Here is a 17,201-nt window from a genome sequence, read left to right on the forward strand (position 1 = left end):
CACCATCCTGTCGACCGCCCTGCCCACCATCGCCAGCGACCTGAACGTCAACCCTCTGGCGCTGAAGCTGGCGCTGACCTCCTACCTGATCAGCCTGGCGATCTTCATCCCGCCCTCGGGCTGGATCGCCGACCGCTTCGGCGCGCGGCGGGTGTTCGCGTCTGCCGTCCTGGTCTTCATGGCCGGATCGGTCGCCTGCACCACCGTTTCGACGCTGGAAGGCTTCGTCGTCGCGCGCTTCCTGCAAGGCATGGGCGGGGCGATGATGGTGCCGGTCGGGCGGCTGATCGTCGCCCGCAACACGCCGAAACAGGGCTTCGTCGCGGCGATGACCTGGCTGACCATGCCCGCGCTTCTTGGTCCGGTGCTTGGCCCGCTGGTCGGCGGGATCATCGTCACCAACTACCCCTGGCACTGGATCTTCCTGATCAACATCCCCATCGGCCTTCTCTGCCTGGGGCTGGCGCTCGCCCTCCTGCCCCGTGAGGCCCCGCGCCCCGTCGGCCGCTTCGACGGCTGGGGTTTTCTCCTCTCCGGTTTCGCGCTCTCCGCCCTGATGCTCGGCTCGATGGAAATGACCGAGATGACCGGCCCCTCCGCCAGCATGCTGGGCCTGCTGGCCTTTGGCGCGGTGATGATGGCGGTTCTGGTCTGGCACTGTCGCCGGGTGCCGCAGCCGATCCTGGATTTCTCGCTTTTGCGCATCGCCACCTTCCGCAGCTCGGTCCTCGGCGGCACCCTCTTCCGCACCGGGATCGGGGCCATCCCCTTCCTCCTCCCCCTCATGCTGCAACTGGGCTTCGGCCTGTCGGCAATCCAGTCCGGCGCGCTGACCTTCGTCTCGGCGCTTGGCGCGCTGTTCATGAAGCCGGTCAACGCCCTGATCCTGCGCCGCTTCGGCTTTCGCCGGGTGCTCTTGGTCAACGGCGCGCTGGCCATCGCCTCGCTGGCCGCCATCGGGCTCTTCCGCGCCGACACCCCGCATCTGGTGATCTACGCCGTGCTCTTCCTCGGCGGCTGCCTGCGGTCGATCCAGTTCACCAGCCTGAACTCCATCGCCTTCGCCGACCTCGCCCAGGAGGAGATGAGCCGCGCCACCTCGCTCTCCAGCGCCGCGCAGCAGGTCTCGCTCGGCCTTGGCGTCACCCTTGGCGCGACCGCCGTTGCCGCCAGCATGGCCTGGCGCGGGGGCGACACGCTGACCGCCGCCGATTTCCCGCCCGCCTTCCTGATCGTCGCCCTCGTCTCGGGCCTGTCGCTCCTCGTATTCCGCCGCCTTCCCGCCGAAGCAGGCGCCCAGATGTCGGGCCGCCGCGCCTGACCTCGTGCGTGCGCTGGCACGGTACCCTCGGGCCGGACCGCCCGGGCGACGCGATAGCCTTGGGCGAGAGGCTTCCGTTCGTCTATCGTCGGCGGCGTTTCCATCAGTGTCACCTGCGCCAGATCATCGCGACCCACGCCACGGCCTTGCCTCCGATACCGCAAAGTGGCAAGAAAGACTGACCAATTTCGCCAGGACACCCCATGCCCGTCATCACCTGCATCGACGACCTGAAACGCCTGCACCAGAAACGCACGCCGAGGATGTTCTGGGATTACTGCGAATCCGGCAGCTACACCGAGCAGACCTTCCGCGAGAACACCTCCGACTTCGCAAAACTGCGCCTGCGCCAGCGCGTCGCCCGCGACCTTTCGGGCCGGGTGCTGGACAGCACGATGGCCGGGCAGAAGGTGTCGATGCCCGTCGGGCTTTCCCCCGTCGGGTCGGCGGGCATGCAGCATCCCGACGGCGAAATCCTCGCCGCCCGCGCTGCCGCGAAGGCCGGGGTGCCCTTTACCCTATCCACCATGTCGATCTGTTCCATCGAGGATGTGGCGGAAGCCAGCCCCGATCCGTTCTGGTTCCAGCTTTACGTCATGAACGACCAGGATTTCGTCGACGCCATCATCGAACGCGCCCGCGCCGCGAAATGCTCGGCGCTGGTTCTGACGCTGGACCTGCAGATCCTGGGGCAACGGCACAAGGACCTGAAGAATGGCCTGACCTCGCCGCCCAAGCTGACGATCCCGAACATCCTCAACATGATGACCAAGCCGCGCTGGTCTTTGGGCATGCTGCGCACCCCGCGCCGCCAGTTCCGCAACATCGTCGGCCATGTGAAGGGGGTGACGAAGCTCGCCGACCTGACCGCCTGGGCCAACGAACAGTTCGACCCCAAGCTCGACTGGTCCAAGGTCGCCCGCATCCGCGACCAGTGGGGCGGCAAGTTCATCCTGAAGGGCGTGCTCGACGCCGAGGACGCGAAGATGGCCGCCGATGCCGGGGCCGATGCGGTGATCGTCTCGAACCACGGCGGGCGGCAGTTGGACGGGGCGCTCTCCTCGATCCGCATGCTGCCCTCCATCGTCCGCGCCATCGGCGACCGGACCGAGGTCTGGCTGGATTCGGGCATCCGCTCGGGCCAGGACGTTCTGAAAGCGCTGGCGCTCGGGGCGAAGGGCACGATGATCGGCCGCGCCTATATCCACGGCCTCGGCGCAATGGGCGAGGCGGGGGTGACGGCGGCGCTTGACGTGATCCGCAAGGAGATGGACATCACGATGGCGCTCTGCGGCGAGCGCGACGTGAAGAACCTCGGGCGGCATAACCTGCTGGTGCCCAGGGATTTCGAGGGCGACTGGATCTGACAGGCGGCTCCTCGTCGACTTCGTCACTCGTCGCTGGCGCCCGCGAGGAGAAGTCGAAGACGCACGACGAGCCGCCCCTTGCAATTTGATCAAATTCCGGCGCATAACCGCTGCGACGCTTTCCGGGGCCTGCCATGTCCGCTGATCTGATCGCCGGTATCCGCCGTGACCACCTCGCCGCCTTCGCCGCGCGCGAGGCCGAAGCCTACACCAAGGCCCGCCCGAAGGCCCTGAAGGCCTTGCAGAAAGGCGCGGGGACCTTCCTCGGCGGCGTGCCGATGCACTGGATGGCCGACTGGCCGATGCCGCACCTTCCGCTGGTCGCCAAGGCCCACGGCGCGCGGATCGAGGATATCGACGGCCTGACGCTGGACGACTTCTGCCTCGGCGACACCGGGTCGATGTTCGGCCACTCCCCCGCCCCGGTGGCGAAAGCCATCCGCCACCAGGCCCGGCGCGGCCTGACCTACATGCTGCCGACCGAGGCTGCGCTGGAAGCCGGGCGCTTGCTGACAGACCGGTTCGGCCCCTTCCGCTGGCAGATCGCCACCACCGCGACCGACGCCAACCGCTTCGCCCTGCGCGTCGCGCGCGCCATCACCGGCAAGCCCAAGGTGCTGGTCTTCAACGGCTGCTACCACGGCACGGTGGACGACACCTTCGTGTCCTTGGAAAACGGCCGCACCACCGCCTCCCCCGGCCTTCTTGGCCAGGTGGCCGACCTGACGCAGGCCGCCGTCGCCTGCGAATTCAATGACCTCGCCAGCGTCGAAGCCGCGCTGGCCAAGGGAGACGTCGCCGCCATCCTGACCGAGCCGGTGATGACCAACTCCTGCATGGTCCTGCCCGAAGCCGGGTTCCATGACGGGCTGCGGCAGCTGTCGATGAAATACGGCGCGCTCCTCATCATGGACGAGACGCACACCATCTCCTCCGGCCTCGGCGGCTATACCCGCGTCCATTCGCTGCGCCCTGACATCTTCGTCGTGGGCAAATGCGTCGCGGGCGGCATGCCCACCGCCGTCTGGGGCCTGACCGAGGACACCGCGAAGCGCTATCACGCCGCCGACGCGATGCGCGAACCCGGTCGCACCGGCATGGGCACCACGCTCTCCGCCAACCCGATGCAGTTCGCCTGCCTTGTGGCGACCCTGTCCGAGGTGATGACCCCGGAAAACTACGCCCATATGGAAAAGCTGGCCGAACGCCTCTCGCACGGGCTTGCCCGGATCATCGACAAGCACCACGCCCCCTGGCACGTCGTCCGCGTCGGCGCGCGGGTGGAATTCATCTGCGCCCCCGGCCCGCTGAAGAACGGCACCCAGGCCGGCATGGCCCACCACCCGCAGGTCGAAGCCGCGATCCACACCGGCCTCATCAACCGGGGCACCCTCATCGCGCCCTTCCACAACATGATGCTCATCAGCCCGGCGACGAAGAAGGCCCAGGTCGACCGCCTGATCGCCTCCTTCGACGCCATCCTTTCCGATCTTTTCCAGGCAGCCTGAAAATGACCCAAGTTAGTCCCTCCGGTTCCACTCCGTCCGAGGCCGAAGCCTTCCTCGCCGCCCATCCCGAGATCGAGGCTTTTGACATTATCCTGCACGATGCCAATGGCATTGGCCGGGGAAAGATCATCCGCCGCCATGAGCTTTTGTCCTTTTACAACAATGGCCGCCACCTGCCGATTTCCATCCTCGGCCTCGACATCTGCGGCGAGGATGTGCACGAAACCGGCCTGATCTGGGACCAGGGCGACGGCGACCTGCGCGCCTGGCCGATCCCCGGCACGCTGAAGCCCCTGCACAACACCCAGCCCCCGCGCGGCGAGGTGTTCATGTCGATGTACACCCTCGACGGCGCGCCGATGACCTCGGACCCGCGCCACGCCCTGCAACGGCAGGTCGACCTTCTGGCGCAGGACGGCCTGCACCCCGCCGGGGCCTTTGAACTGGAATTCTTCCTCCTCGACCCCGAACGCGGCCCCGACGGCAAGATGCAGCCCGCTTGCGACGTGCTGGACCGCCGCGCCAGCCACAAGACCGAGGTCTATTCCGTCGACCACCTGCACGGGATGCTGCCCCTCTTCTCCGACATCTATGCCGGGGCGGAAAAGGCGGGCATCAAGGCCGAGACGCTGATCTCGGAATACGCCCCCGGCCAGTATGAACTGACCCTGCACTACCGCACCGACGTGATGCAGGCCGCCGATGACCTGATGCGCCTCAAGCGGATCGTCCGCGCCCAGGCCCGCGCGCATGGCGTCGTCGCCTGCTTCATGGCCAAGCCGAACGAGAACTACGCCGGATCAGGCATGCATTTCCACGTCTCGATGCTGGACGATGCGGGCAAGAACGTCTTCGTCGAGGCGGAAGAGGGCAAGTGGAACCCCACCATCCTGCACGCCCTCGGCGGCCTGAAGCAGACGATGGGCGAATCGATGCTGGTTTTCGCCCCCCACGCGAACAGCTGGCGCCGCTTCGCCAGCCAGTCCTATGCCCCGGTCAGCCCGACCTGGGGCGTCAACAACCGCTCGGTCGCGCTGCGCATCCCGGCGGGCGACATCAAGGCCCGCCGCATCGAACACCGCCCGGCGGGGGTGGACGCGAACCCCTATCTGGTTGCGGCCACGGTCCTCGCCGGTGTGCGCAAGGGGATGCGGGAGCAGATCGACCCCGGCCCAGAAACCACCGGCAACGGCTATGAGGACGAAAGCGGCGCGGAAATCCCGGCCGAATGGAAATCCGCCATCGACGCCGCCAAGCGGTCGGCCTTCCTGCAGGACGCGCTGGGTGAGGACATGCACCGCACCTTCACCGCGATCATGGCCGCCGAATACGCCCGGGTGATGCGCACCGTCAGCGAGGTCGACTTCGATCTCTACCTGCACACGGTCTGATAGCTGGGGACCAAATTTCTTGAGTAAGAAATTTGTCAAAATCCTTCCTTAAGGATTTTGGCCCCCGGCCCAGCGGCAACTGCCCGAACAGACCGGCACCCCCAGCAGCAGCGCCGAGGCGATCAGCCCCGGCACCCGCCCGTCGGCCCCGACCGGCGGCAGGATGCGTCCCCGGAAGCCCGCCTCGGCAAGCGCCCGCGGCAGGTCATCTTCAACATGCCCGCCCGCCGCCGCGAAGAACGGCAGGCAGACCGCGCCCGGCCCGAACCCGGTCAGCGTCGACAGCTGCGGCGCCTGGTCGATGAAGCCGACCTCGACCCGCGCGATCCCGGTCTCCGCCCTGATCCGCGCCGCGACATGCCGGGCGACCTCCGAGGGCTCGGCGGATTTCGACGACCCGTGCGCCGCAACGATTACCTCGTCCGCCCCGGATTCCCGGACCAGCGCCACGCAAAGGTCCTGCACCTTCGGATCGCAGCCGAAGGGCTCCAGCACCTTCCAGCGCGACGCCCCGGACTCGAACAGCCGGTTCGGGATCTGCACCTTGGTGAACCAGCCCCGGGCCATGAACAACGGGTAGACCAGGCCGAAGTCCCTGCCGGACACCCCCCTTGCGATGGCCAGGGGTTCGGCCAGCGTCGCGGCCTTCACGCTCCAGCGCGGCAGATAGGCCGCCACCTGCATCGCCAGATCCTCCAGCGCACGAGCAGCCGGAAACGGGTCCGAAGGCTGCCCGTGGGCGACCAGCAAGGCAGGGGAAAGGCCGTCGTTCATATTCATGAGCCCATCAGCGCCGCACATCGGGCTTTGGTCAAGCCCCGCCCGACGGCCGCGACGATCCGCGCCGCAGCCTCCCCCGGACCCGCCCGCCGCCGCAGGTCAGGCAGGCATCCGGCTGGCAATGTAACGGGCGAAGTCATAGTTCGGCCGCTCCAGATGGCTGAGCGCCCCCGGCGCCGACATCCCCGCGCACAAGCCCTTCCAGACCTTCTCGACGCAACCCTTGTCCTCGACATTCACGTCATCCAGCAGGGCCTTGACCTGCGCCAGATGCGCCTCCGCCTCCGGGTCCGCCATCCATTCCGCGCTCATGCCCCCGCCGAACAGCACCCGCACCGAGCCCGGCCCGTCCGGCGTCAGGGAAAGATACCAGAAATACCCCGGCGTCAGCGTGATGAGCAGCGCCGGGTAGATCGCCAGCAGCCAGGTGATCCGCCGGTCATCCCCTTTCAACACCGTGTTCGACGGATGCGCCAAAGCCAGCGGGACAAGGTCGTTCTTGACGATCCAGTGGTAGTTGAACGCCGCCTCGCCTTCCGGGCATTCCATCTTGTTCAGGTCGCTGGCCCCGCCGATGGTCCCGGCATGGCAGACCGGCAGGTGGTAGCTTTCCATGAAATTCTCGGCCAGCACCTTCCAGTTGGTGTCCCAGCGGAACTCCTCCCGGAACACCTCGCGATAGTCGGCCATCGGCAGGTGTCCGACCAGCCGATCCACCCCCGCCAGCCGCTCGGCCACCGGGGGCGCCTCGGGGTTCCGCGTCACCATGATCCAGCCCTGCCAGTCCTCGACCCGGACCGGCGGCAGCTTCACGTCGTCGCGGCAGAAGTCCTCGTTCCGCGCCATCGCCGGGGCGCCGCGGAGCGAGCCGTCGAGGTTGTAGGTCCAGGCGTGGTAGGGGCAGACGATGGACCGCACGTTGCCCCGGCCTTCCAGCAAAGTGCTCATCCGGTGGCGGCAGACGTTGGACATGCCACGCAGCGCGCCTTCGCGGTCGCGCAATATGATCACCGGCTCGCCCGCGATGTTCATCGTCAGGTAGTCGCCCGGTTTCGCCAGCGCATCCGCCCGGCCCGCGCACAGCCATTCCTGCGCGAAGATGTGCTCCTCCTCGGCCTTGGCGAAGGCGGGCGAAGTGTAGACCGATTTCGGCATGGCATGGGCGCGTTCGAACGGCACCGAGACATTGGCGCGCAGTTCCGCGATGGCGAGCGTGGGATCGTGCTGGGTCATGGCGGGCCTCCTTTCCCCGATCCTGCGCCCGATCCGGCAGGCCGTTCTAGCGGAATTGCGCCATCAATCGGGGAAATGCGCCGTGATCGCCGCCGCGAAAGCCTCCGCCAGCGCCGGGTTTGCCTCGGCGCCGTAGTGGATGCCGTCGACGGGCGAGACCTGCACCACCTGTCCCGCGTCCAGGAACGCGACGCCCGCCCGCCGTGCCGCCGCCCCGATCTCCCGCGCCAGACCTTGCGACTTCGCCGCCCCGCCCGCGAACATCCCCGCCAGGCACCCCACCTCCAGAATCGGCGGCGGCGCCACCAGCAGCACCCCCGGCGCCGCTCCGGCCGGCCCGGCCTCCGAGACCTTGATCACCCGCACCAGCCGCTCCAGCGACAGCCCGATGTCGCAGGCATTGACCGAAAAGCGTTCCTTCAGGTCGTTGGTCCCCAGCATCACCAGCACCAGATCCAGCGGCCTGTGGGACTCAAGCAAAGCCGGCAGCACCGTCAGCCCGTTCCGATGCGCCCCCTCGACCGGGTCGTCATGCACCGTGGTCCGCCCCGGATGCCCCTCGGCGATCACCTCCCAATCCGGCAGCAGCTTCGCCAGCCGCCCCGCCCAGCGCTCGTCGCGGTCGAAGCGGCCATCGAAGTCCAGGTCGGGCATCGGCATCGTGCCGTGCGTGTTGCTGTCGCCGAACAGAAGCAGGCTGCGCATGGGGGTCCCTCCGTTTCGGGCAGGATGCACCGGGGGGACCGGGAAGGGGAAGGGGGTGAGCCAAGCGCGGCCCGCCAGAAGCGACACCCTTGCGGCCCCAAGGACCTCCACCCGCCAGAAGCGCCTCCCTCCCCCCTCTGTGGGGAGGGATGGGGTGGGGGGCACCGGCGAAACCCCTAACATCAAGTAAATGCCCACGCCCATCCTCCTGATTCCAAACCGGAATCAGAAAATGTCCACCGTGGGCACTAGCCCTCCCGCTGGCCGACGTTCTGGTCGATCAGATACCTCTGCGACAGCGGAATCGCCGCGGCCCCCAAGGCGCGGGCATCCGCCCCCACTGTTCCCTCCCGGATCACCGGAGGCTCGATCCCCGCCAGGTCGAGGCCCAGCAGCGCCGCCCCCGTCCGCCGCACCATCTCGGCCCGCACCGCAACCGGCATCCAGCCGTCGATCAACACCGCCTGCACCTCCAAGAGCGCCGCCGCCGCCAGCGTGGCATGGGCCAGCGCCCCCGCCGCCTGGTCGAGCCAGGCCGACAGCACCCCCTCCGACACCTCCCAGCGGTCGTGCTGCGACCAGAGGTGGTCCGACCCCTCCCCCGCCGCCTCCATCGCCGCCGCCAGCACCGACATCGAGGCGAGGTCGATCAGCCGCCGCGTCCCGCCCCCCGGCGCGGGCACCTGGATCGACCCCACCGCCGCCGCGTTGCCGGTCCGGCCGAGGAACAGCTGGCCGTTCATCACCAGCCCCCCGCCGATGAAAGTCCCGAAATAGAAGTAGAGGAAGTCCTTCGGCCGCTCCCCCGTCCCGAAGATCAGCTCCGCCCCGCAGGCAGAGGTGGCGTCGTTCTGGACATAGACCGGCAGGCCCAGCGCCGCCCCCAGCTCCGCCCCGATGTCGCGCAGCCGCCAGGCGTCCATCTCCTCCTGCGGGACCCCCAGGACCGAGACCCAGTTCCACAGCTGGAAGGGCATCGCGACCCCCATCCCCATGATCCGGCTCCGCAGGGCCGGGGACAGCTCACCCGCCAGCGCCGGGGCGGCCTCCTGCACGAAGCTCACCACCGCGTCGGGGGTCGGGTAGCGGTAGACCCGGCGGCGCGCGGCGCGCAACCGGCCGCGGAAGTCGGTCAGGACCAGATCCGCCGACCGCCGACCCACCTTCAGCCCGAAGAAGAACGCCCCCTCCGCCGCCAGCGACATCGGGATCGAGGGCTGCCCCACCCGCCCCCGCACCGGCTCGCCGCGCTCCAGCAGCCCCTCCTCCTCCAGCCCGCGCATGATCACGCTGACCGTCTGCGCCGAGAGCCCCGTCATCCGCGCGATGTCCGACTTCGCCAGCGCCCCGTGACGGCGGACCAGCGACAGCACCAGCCTTTCGTTGTGGTCGCGCATGCCGGACTGGTTGGTGCCGCGCAGGGCCTCGGTCGTGCTGCGGTCGGGCGGCGGGGCGTCCTGCATGTCCGAACCGTCCCCCCTTGCAGCCCGGGCTCATCCCGCCGGGCCGATCACGCCCTTGCGCAGGATGACATTGGCAAACAGCGCCATCTCACTGGTCGCCACGATGGCGTGCGCCGCGCGGATGCGGGGATAAAGCGCCTCGCCGGACAAGGCAACCACCAGCATATCCGGCACCATGCGGGCGCAAAGCGCGTCGATCTGGCCGTGAATCTCGCCCCTCTGGCCCGGATCGTTGTTCAGGCTGGCCCGGAACAGCGCGGCGGGCACCGCCCGGTCGATCGGCATCACCGTGAGCACCGCCTGAACCACCGCCAGCAGCCCATGCCCGTCCGCCCGCACCAGCCGCCGCGCGTGGTCGAGCGCGGGATAGTTGCCGTCGACGATGGCGATCTCGTCGCCGTGGCCCATCGCCCGAAGGGTCGCCAGGAAGTCGGGCCCCAGGAGGGGCGGAATGCCGATGAGCATGGTCGTCTCCCCCCTCAGCGGGACTCGTGTTCCCGCAGACTGGCGGTCGACGCCAAATCTGTCAATAATAAATCACAGAGATTTAATTATCTTGACGCAGGTGCGAGAATCAGGTTTCTTTCCCCTCGGCGCAGCGGACCAAAGGACCGCCGCGCACAGATTGCAACGGGGCGTAACCGCCCTCACCTTGGGAGGAAGACCATGAAAGTCATCACCAAAGCCCTTCTGGGCGCGGGCGCGCTGGCGCTGTCGGCGGGCATCGCCTCGGCGCAGGACGCCGTCTCGGCCTGCCTGATCACCAAGACCGACACCAACCCCTTCTTCGTCAAGATGAAGGAAGGCGCCGAGGCCAAGGCCGCCGAACTGGGCGTGACGCTGAAATCCTATGCGGGCAAGGTCGACGGCGACCATGAAAGCCAGGTCGCGGCCATCGAGGCCTGCGTGGCCGACGGCGCCAAGGGCATCCTGATCGCCGCTTCGGACACCAAGGCCATCGTCGACTCGGTCAAGGCCGCGCGGGATGCGGGTGTGCTGGTCATTGCGCTCGACACGCCGCTCGACCCGATCGACGCCGCCGACGCCACCTTCGCGACCGACAACTTCCAGGCCGGGCTTCTGATCGGCCAGTGGGCGAAGGCCACGATGGGCGACGCGGCGGCCGACGCCAAGATCGCGATGCTCGACCTTGCCATCTCGCAGCCTTCGGTCGACGTGCTGCGCGACCAGGGCTTCCTGACCGGCTTCGGGATCGACGTGAAGGACGCCGCGAAATGGGGTGACGAGGAAGATCCCCGCATCGTCGGCAACGAAGTCACCGCCGGCAACGAAGAGGGCGGCCTGAAGGCGATGGAAGCGCTCCTCGCCAAGAACGCCGACATCAACGTGGTCTACACGATCAACGAACCCTCCGCCGCCGGAGCCTTCGAGGCGCTGAAGGCCGCGGGCAAGGAAGGCGTGCTGATCGTCTCGGTCGACGGCGGCTGTCCGGGCGTGGCGGATGTGAAGGACGGCGTGATCGGCGCGACCTCGCAGCAATATCCGCTGCAGATGGCGGCGCTTGGGGTCGAGGCCATCGCCAAATATGCGGCCGACGGCACCAAGCCCGCGCCGACCGAGGGCAAGGCCTTCTTCGACACCGGCGTGGCGCTGATCACCGACAAGCCGGTGGAAGGCGTCGAGTCGATCGACACCGCCAAGGGCACCGAGCTTTGCTGGGGCTGAGCCCAGATCATTGTTGATCGGCGGGCCCCATGTGGCCAGACTGACGTCAAGGGCGGCCCTCGCGCCGCCCTTGGCACAACCGGGTCCGGGCAACGGACCCCTGGGGAGGGGAAGGCCCATGTCGAACGACGCCAAGTCGGTCTCGGGCAGCTATGAGGCGGGCCTTGCCGGTGCCGCCGAAACGGTCGCCGAATTCCACGAGCCTGAAAGTCTGCTGAAGAAGCTGCAGCACTGGCTGCACCAGACGCCCTCGGCGGTGCCGATGATCGTGCTGGTGGTAGCGCTGGTGGTCTTCGGACTTCTGGCCAGCAACTTCTTCAAGGCGGCCACGCTGTCGACCATCCTGCAGCAGATCGCCATCGTCGGCATCCTGGGCTGCGCGCAGACCATCGTCGTGCTGACCGCAGGCATCGACCTGTCGGTCGGGGCCATCGCGGTCTTCTCCTCGGTGCTGATGGGCCAGATGACCTTCCGCTACGGACTTCCGGCGGAATTGTCGATCGTGATCGGCCTGATCCTCGGCACCGCAATGGGGGCCTTGAACGGCGTCCTGATCGCCCGGCTGAAACTGCCGCCCTTCATCGTGACGCTCGGGACCTGGCAGATCCTCCTCGCCTCGAACTTCATCTATTCCGCGAACGAAACCATCCGCTCCTCCGACATCGAGGCGCAGGCCCCGGCCCTGCAGCTCTGGGGCAAGGACGTGGTCTTCTTCGCCGACGCCGCCGTGAAGAACAGCGGGGTGAAGGTGCTTTACGCCGTCTTCCTGATGATCCTCCTGGTGGCGATCATGGCCTATGTCCTGCGCCACACCGCCTGGGGCCGCCATGTCTATGCCACCGGCGACGATCCGGGCGCGGCGGAACTGGCCGGGGTGCCGACGAAGAAGGTGCTGATCCAGGTCTATGCGCTGGCGGGTTTCTTCTGCGCCATCGCGGGCTGGGTGATGATCGGCCGCTTCGGGTCGGTCTCGCCCACCGCCTCCACCGGGCAGCTTGGCAACATCCAGTCGATCACCGCCGTGGTGATCGGGGGGATCAGCCTCTTCGGCGGGCGCGGCAGCATCGTCGGCATGTTCTTCGGCGCCCTCATCGTCGGCGTCTTCGAGATGGGCCTGCGCCTGGTCGGCACCGACCCGCAATGGACCTTCTTCCTCATCGGCGTCCTGATCATCTTCGCCGTCGCCGTGGACCAATGGATCAGAAAGGTGGCAGGCTGATGGAACCGATCCTGAACGCGAAGGGCCTGACCAAGCGCTACGGCAAGGTCACCGCGCTGAACGACTGCGACTTCGAGCTCTATCCCGGCGAAATCCTCGCCGTGATCGGCGACAACGGCGCGGGGAAATCGACGCTGATCAAGGCGATCTCGGGCGCGGTGGTGCCCGACGAGGGGCAGATCTGGCTCGACGGCAAGGAGGTCGCCTTCAAGGCCCCGATCGAGGCCCGTGCGGCGGGGATCGAGACGGTCTACCAGACCCTCGCGATGTCGCCCGCGCTGTCCATCGCCGACAACATGTTCATGGGGCGCGAGCTGCGCGCGCCGGGGATCATGGGGTCGCTCTTCCGCAAGCTCGACCGCCCGAGGATGGAGAAATTCGCGCGGGAGAAGCTGAGCGAGCTGGGCCTGATGACGATCCAGAACATCAACCAGGCGGTCGAGACTTTGTCCGGCGGCCAGCGCCAGGGGGTCGCGGTGGCGCGCGCGGCGGCCTTCGGCTCGAAGGTGGTGATCCTCGACGAACCCACCGCCGCGCTGGGGGTCAAGGAAAGCCGCCGGGTGCTGGAGCTGATCCGCGACGTGCGCGCCCGCGGCATCCCGATCATCCTGATCAGCCACAACATGCCGCATGTGTTCGAAGTGGCCGACCGCATCCACATCCACCGCCTCGGCCGCAGGCTCTGCGTGATCCGACCGCAGGATTATTCGATGTCGGATGCGGTGGCCTTCATGACCGGGGCGAAACTGCCCGAAGGCGTGACCGAAGCCGCCTGACCCGGCGCGGCGGCAACCAGATCGAGCGGCTGCCGCTTGCCAAGCTCTCAGGTCGTCTGCGCGGGCTTCGCATCCGCTTGTCTCCGCGGCTCCCGGCACGGGCCTTGCGCTGCTCCTCAAGCGCTGCGCCTGGCCGCAAGGTGGGATGCCTCCGGCGGGAGTATTTCGAAAAGAGCAACTGCAAGAGTGCACGCCCGCCCGACGCGACGAAAGTCTGGGCTTGGTGTCCCCCGCCGGACGGGACGCGACTTGCTCCTTGCGGTCATCGGGACTCCTCCCTGTACCGCGAGAAGAAGGATGCGACGGCAAAGGTTAAGAAATCGCAAAGCAGATTGCTCCTTGCGAAATACTCCCGCCGGAGGCATCGACGCCTCCCCCTGCTCCACGCTCCAGGACCCTCCCGCGGCAGCCCGGACGCGGGGGCTCGATGCCCCCAAGGACGGTCCCGGCTCAAGATTGCCATTGCCCCCGCTCGCCCTTCCGGGTTGAACTGGCGCGGAAAGGTGCCATATCGACGGGAACCCGCCGCGACGCAAAGCCCGCGCCCAGAACGCACGCACGACGAGGAAGCCGCCTGAATGTCCCTAGCCCTGATCGCGGCTCTCCCCTTCCTTGGCGCCGTCCTTCCCGCGCTCGCGATCCGCGCCGGACGCGATGCCGCAGCCATTGCCGCCGGGGCCGTGACGCTGGCGGCGCTCCTGCTCCTTGTCGCCGAGGCCCCCGCCGTCCTTGCCGGCGGCGTGGTCCAGACCCGGATCGACTGGCTTCCCGCCCTCGGCCTCAACGCCAATTTCATGCTCGACGGCCTTGGCCTCCTCTTCGCCGGCCTGATCCTCGGCATCGGCCTTCTCATCATCCTCTACGCCCGCTTCTACCTGGCGAAGACCGACCCGATGGGGCAGTTCTTCAGCTACCTCCTGCTCTTCCAGGGCGCGATGCTGGGGATCGTGCTCTCCGACAACATCCTCCTGCTCCTCGTGTTCTGGGAGCTGACCTCGCTCTCCTCCTTCCTGCTCATCGGCTACTGGAAGCACCTGCCGGAGGGCCGCCAGGGCGCGCGGATGGCGCTGGCCGTCACCGGCGGCGGCGGCCTCGCGATGATCGGGGGCATGCTGATCCTCGGGCAGATCGCGGGCAGCTACGACCTGAGCGTGATCCTGACGCAGAAGGAGGCGATCCAGGCCTCGCCCCTTTACCTGCCCGCGCTGATCCTGATCCTCGCGGGTGCCTTCACCAAATCCGCCCAGTTCCCCTTCCACTTCTGGCTGCCGCACGCGATGGCCGCGCCCACGCCCGTCTCGGCCTACCTGCACTCGGCCACGATGGTGAAGGCCGGGATCTTCCTGATGGCCCGGCTCTGGCCCGTCCTCTCCGGCACCTGGGACTGGTTCGTGATCGTCAGCCTGACCGGGCTTTTCACCATGCTCCTCGGGGCGAAGGTCGCCTTCTTCAAGGACGACCTGAAGGCGATCCTCGCCTATTCGACAGTCAGCCACCTCGGCCTGATCACCATGCTCCTCGGCTTCGGCACGCCCGAGGCGGCGGTGATCGCGATCTTCCACATCGTCAACCACGCCACCTTCAAGGCCGCACTCTTCATGACCGCCGGGATCGTCGACCACGAGACCGGAACCCGTGACCTCCGCCGTCTCGGCGGGCTTCGCCGCCTGATGCCCGTCACCTTCACCCTCGCCGCCCTCGCCGCGCTGTCGATGGCCGGGGTGCCGCCGCTGAACGGGTTCCTCTCGAAAGAGATGATGCTGGAGGAAGCCGCGCATGTCGCCTGGCCGACCCCCTGGGCGATGGGCCTTGCCGCCACGCTCGGCGCGCTGCTGTCGGTCGCCTACTCCTTCCGCTTCCTTGCCCACGGCTTCCTCGGCCCCGAACGGTCCGACTACCCGCACGAACCCCATGATCCCGGCCCCGGCCTGTGGACCGCCCCCGCCGTGCTGGTGACGCTGGTGGTCCTGATCGGGCTTTTCCCGAACCAGACGGCCCGGGGGATCGTCAACCTCGCCGCCAGCGCCACCACCGGGCGGGGCATCGGGATGAACGTCAGCCACTGGCACGGGCTCGCCGCCCCCGCGCTCTGGATGTCGCTCGCGGCCATCGGCGGCGGCCTCGTCCTCCTCGGCGCCTGGCCCCGCCTTCGCGCGCTGTGGGACGCCTTCCCCAAGCCCGAGGCGAAGCGCCTCTTCGACGCCGTGGTCGAGCCCCTGGCCGCCGATGCTCGCAGGCTGACCACGGCGATCCACAACGGCAGCTTCGGCCGCAGCCTGGCCCTCGGCCTCGCCGCCATCCTCGCCGCCGGAGCCTATGCCTTCCTCTCCGCCCCGCACCTGCCCGGCAGTCGGGCGATGCTCCCTCTCGACGTCGAGACGCTGGCGCTGGGAACCGTCCTGATCGCCGCCACGCTGGCGACCCCCGTCCTGCACCGCAACCGCCTTGTCGCGCTGATCCTGACCGGGGTCGTCGGCCTGATGATCGCGCCCCTCTTCGCCCGCTTCTCCGCCCCCGACCTCGCCCTGACCCAGGTCGCGGTCGAGGTGGTGACGGTGCTTCTCATGCTCCTCTCCCTCGCCTTCCTTCCGCCCGAGTCCCCGCGCGAAAGCGCTGCACCCCGCCGCCTGCGCGACCTGACCCTCGCCGCGACCGGCGGCCTCGCCACCGGCGCGCTGGCGTTCGTCATGCTGACCCGCGCACCCGCCTTCCCGCCGATCTCCGCCTTCCACCTGGCGCAGTCGAAGCCCGGCGCGGGCGGGACCAACGCGGTCAACACCATCATCGTCGACTTCCGAGGCTACGACACCTTCGGCGAGATCATCGTGCTCTCCATCGCCGCCCTGGTCATCTTCGCGCTCTCCGAGACGCTGCTCACCAGCCCCGCCGTCACCCGCCGCCTCGCCAGCCTGCCGCGGCGCGAGGAATCCGGCGACCGCCACCCGATGATGCCGGTTGTCGTCACCCGGCTTCTCCTGCCGATGGCGATGATGGTCGGCACCTATGTCTACCTGCGCGGCCACAACCTGCCCGGCGGCGGCTTCGTCGCGGGGCTGGTCTTCGCCATCGCCTATCTGCTGCAATATTTCGCCTCGGGCTATGACTGGTCCCAGGCCCGCCAACGCATCGACCACCACGCCCTGATCGGTGCGGGCGTCTCCGTCGCGCTCCTGGCGGGCGTCGGCGCCTGGGCCTTCGGCCTCCCGTTCCTCACTTCGGGCTACACCTACCTGCACCTGCCCGCCCTGGACGAGATCGAACTGGCCACCGCCGCGATCTTCGACCTCGGCGTCTTCCTCTGCGTCCTCGGCGCCGTGCTCCTTGCGCTGGCCTCGCTTTCGCGCCTGGCGCTGAAGACCGGCGAGCGTCCGAACACCACCGCCTTCGACCTTCAGGAGCCGCGCTGATGGAAGCCCTCCTCGCCCTTGCCATCGGCCTCCTGACCGCGACCGGCCTCTACCTGATGCTGCGGCAGCGGACCTTCCCGGTGATCCTCGGCCTCACCTTCCTCAGCTATGCGGTCAACCTCTTCCTCTTCGCCTCCGGCCGCCTGGCGCTGAACGCCACCCCGATCATCGGCACATCGGAGACCTATACCGACCCCCTGCCGCAAGCCCTGGTCCTGACCGCCATCGTCATCTCCTTCGGCATGACCGCCGTCATCACCATCCTCGCCATCGGCGGCCACCTGCACGCAGGCCACGACCGCATCGACCTCGGCCCCGACGACGAGGCCCCGAAGTGACCCGCCC

General features: G+C 68.2%; 14 protein-coding genes. 9 read left to right on the forward strand and 5 right to left on the reverse strand.

The window, feature by feature from the left end; genetic code table 11:
- The 4 genes from ACE3P6_RS19070 to ACE3P6_RS19085 form a co-directional block, all read left to right on the forward strand.
- Positions 1–1,321 (forward strand): MFS transporter (locus ACE3P6_RS19070; RefSeq protein ID WP_374398022.1); only part of this gene is annotated, 1,321 nt, incomplete at its 5' end.
- A gap of 203 nt (positions 1,322–1,524) precedes the next feature.
- On the forward strand, positions 1,525–2,688 hold the full coding sequence (locus ACE3P6_RS19075) for an L-lactate dehydrogenase (RefSeq protein ID WP_374398023.1): 1,164 nt from the start codon (positions 1,525–1,527) through the stop codon (positions 2,686–2,688).
- 134 nt (positions 2,689–2,822) lie between these two features.
- Entirely contained in the window at positions 2,823–4,196 is a 1,374-nt protein-coding gene (locus tag ACE3P6_RS19080) for an aspartate aminotransferase family protein (RefSeq protein ID WP_374398024.1), read from the forward strand.
- Positions 4,197–4,198: 2 nt separating this feature from the next.
- The gene (locus tag ACE3P6_RS19085; protein ID WP_374398025.1) at positions 4,199–5,587 is read left to right on the forward strand and encodes a glutamine synthetase family protein; all 1,389 of its coding nucleotides are present in this window, start codon (positions 4,199–4,201) and stop codon (positions 5,585–5,587) included.
- 48 nt (positions 5,588–5,635) lie between these two features.
- Here ACE3P6_RS19085 and ACE3P6_RS19090 read toward each other — a convergent pair whose 3' ends face one another.
- From ACE3P6_RS19090 to ACE3P6_RS19110, 5 genes are all read right to left on the reverse strand, one after another.
- On the reverse strand, positions 5,636–6,367 hold the full coding sequence (locus ACE3P6_RS19090) for a CbiX/SirB N-terminal domain-containing protein (RefSeq protein WP_374398026.1): 732 nt from the start codon (positions 6,365–6,367) through the stop codon (positions 5,636–5,638).
- A 99-nt stretch (positions 6,368–6,466) separates the two neighbouring features.
- A complete protein-coding gene (locus tag ACE3P6_RS19095; RefSeq protein WP_374398027.1) occupies positions 6,467–7,600 on the reverse strand; it encodes an aromatic ring-hydroxylating dioxygenase subunit alpha in 1,134 nt (377 codons plus the stop codon).
- A gap of 63 nt (positions 7,601–7,663) precedes the next feature.
- Positions 7,664–8,305, reverse strand: coding sequence for an SGNH/GDSL hydrolase family protein (locus ACE3P6_RS19100; protein ID WP_374398028.1), 642 nt, complete (start codon positions 8,303–8,305; stop codon positions 7,664–7,666).
- Positions 8,306–8,553: 248 nt separating this feature from the next.
- Entirely contained in the window at positions 8,554–9,768 is a 1,215-nt protein-coding gene (locus tag ACE3P6_RS19105) for an ROK family protein (RefSeq protein WP_374398029.1), read from the reverse strand.
- A 30-nt stretch (positions 9,769–9,798) separates the two neighbouring features.
- Positions 9,799–10,233 carry an RbsD/FucU family protein gene (locus ACE3P6_RS19110; RefSeq protein ID WP_374398030.1) on the reverse strand — a complete coding sequence of 145 codons (435 nt, stop codon included), beginning with the start codon at positions 10,231–10,233 and terminating at the stop codon, positions 9,799–9,801.
- Positions 10,234–10,434: 201 nt separating this feature from the next.
- On the opposite strand from ACE3P6_RS19110, the gene ACE3P6_RS19115 reads away from it, so the two are divergent.
- The 5 genes from ACE3P6_RS19115 (at position 10,435) to ACE3P6_RS19135 (ending at position 17,194) form a co-directional block, all read left to right on the forward strand.
- On the forward strand, positions 10,435–11,454 hold the full coding sequence (locus ACE3P6_RS19115; RefSeq protein WP_374376389.1) for a sugar ABC transporter substrate-binding protein: 1,020 nt from the start codon (positions 10,435–10,437) through the stop codon (positions 11,452–11,454).
- A 118-nt stretch (positions 11,455–11,572) separates the two neighbouring features.
- Entirely contained in the window at positions 11,573–12,673 is a 1,101-nt protein-coding gene (locus tag ACE3P6_RS19120) for an ABC transporter permease (protein ID WP_374398031.1), read from the forward strand.
- Positions 12,673–13,449 (forward strand): ATP-binding cassette domain-containing protein, encoded by a 777-nt coding sequence (locus ACE3P6_RS19125; protein ID WP_374398032.1) that lies wholly within the window; start codon positions 12,673–12,675, stop codon positions 13,447–13,449. The genes ACE3P6_RS19120 and ACE3P6_RS19125 overlap by 1 nt, the downstream gene beginning before the upstream one ends.
- 578 nt (positions 13,450–14,027) lie before the next feature.
- Positions 14,028–16,856 carry a monovalent cation/H+ antiporter subunit A gene (locus ACE3P6_RS19130; protein ID WP_374398033.1) on the forward strand — a complete coding sequence of 943 codons (2,829 nt, stop codon included), beginning with the start codon at positions 14,028–14,030 and terminating at the stop codon, positions 16,854–16,856.
- Complete coding sequence (locus ACE3P6_RS19135) at positions 16,856–17,194, forward strand: Na+/H+ antiporter subunit C (RefSeq protein ID WP_374398034.1); 339 nt, start codon at positions 16,856–16,858, stop codon at positions 17,192–17,194. Before ACE3P6_RS19130 ends, ACE3P6_RS19135 begins: the two co-directional genes overlap by 1 nt.
- The last annotated feature ends 7 nt before the right edge of the window (positions 17,195–17,201 follow it).

The sequence above is a fragment of the Tabrizicola sp. genome (assembly GCF_041911175.1).
Lineage (GTDB): Bacteria > Pseudomonadota > Alphaproteobacteria > Rhodobacterales > Rhodobacteraceae > Tabrizicola.

Coding starts and splice junctions, on each gene's coding strand:
- ACE3P6_RS19075 (WP_374398023.1), top strand. CDS start 1,525: ATGCCCGTCATCACCTGCATCGACGACCTGAAACGCCTGCACCAGAAA.
- ACE3P6_RS19080 (WP_374398024.1), top strand. CDS start 2,823: ATGTCCGCTGATCTGATCGCCGGTATCCGCCGTGACCACCTCGCCGCC.
- ACE3P6_RS19085 (WP_374398025.1), top strand. CDS start 4,199: ATGACCCAAGTTAGTCCCTCCGGTTCCACTCCGTCCGAGGCCGAAGCC.
- ACE3P6_RS19090 (WP_374398026.1), bottom strand. CDS start 6,367: ATGAATATGAACGACGGCCTTTCCCCTGCCTTGCTGGTCGCCCACGGG.
- ACE3P6_RS19095 (WP_374398027.1), bottom strand. CDS start 7,600: ATGACCCAGCACGATCCCACGCTCGCCATCGCGGAACTGCGCGCCAAT.
- ACE3P6_RS19100 (WP_374398028.1), bottom strand. CDS start 8,305: ATGCGCAGCCTGCTTCTGTTCGGCGACAGCAACACGCACGGCACGATG.
- ACE3P6_RS19105 (WP_374398029.1), bottom strand. CDS start 9,768: ATGCAGGACGCCCCGCCGCCCGACCGCAGCACGACCGAGGCCCTGCGC.
- ACE3P6_RS19110 (WP_374398030.1), bottom strand. CDS start 10,233: ATGCTCATCGGCATTCCGCCCCTCCTGGGGCCCGACTTCCTGGCGACC.
- ACE3P6_RS19115 (WP_374376389.1), top strand. CDS start 10,435: ATGAAAGTCATCACCAAAGCCCTTCTGGGCGCGGGCGCGCTGGCGCTG.
- ACE3P6_RS19120 (WP_374398031.1), top strand. CDS start 11,573: ATGTCGAACGACGCCAAGTCGGTCTCGGGCAGCTATGAGGCGGGCCTT.
- ACE3P6_RS19125 (WP_374398032.1), top strand. CDS start 12,673: ATGGAACCGATCCTGAACGCGAAGGGCCTGACCAAGCGCTACGGCAAG.
- ACE3P6_RS19130 (WP_374398033.1), top strand. CDS start 14,028: ATGTCCCTAGCCCTGATCGCGGCTCTCCCCTTCCTTGGCGCCGTCCTT.
- ACE3P6_RS19135 (WP_374398034.1), top strand. CDS start 16,856: ATGGAAGCCCTCCTCGCCCTTGCCATCGGCCTCCTGACCGCGACCGGC.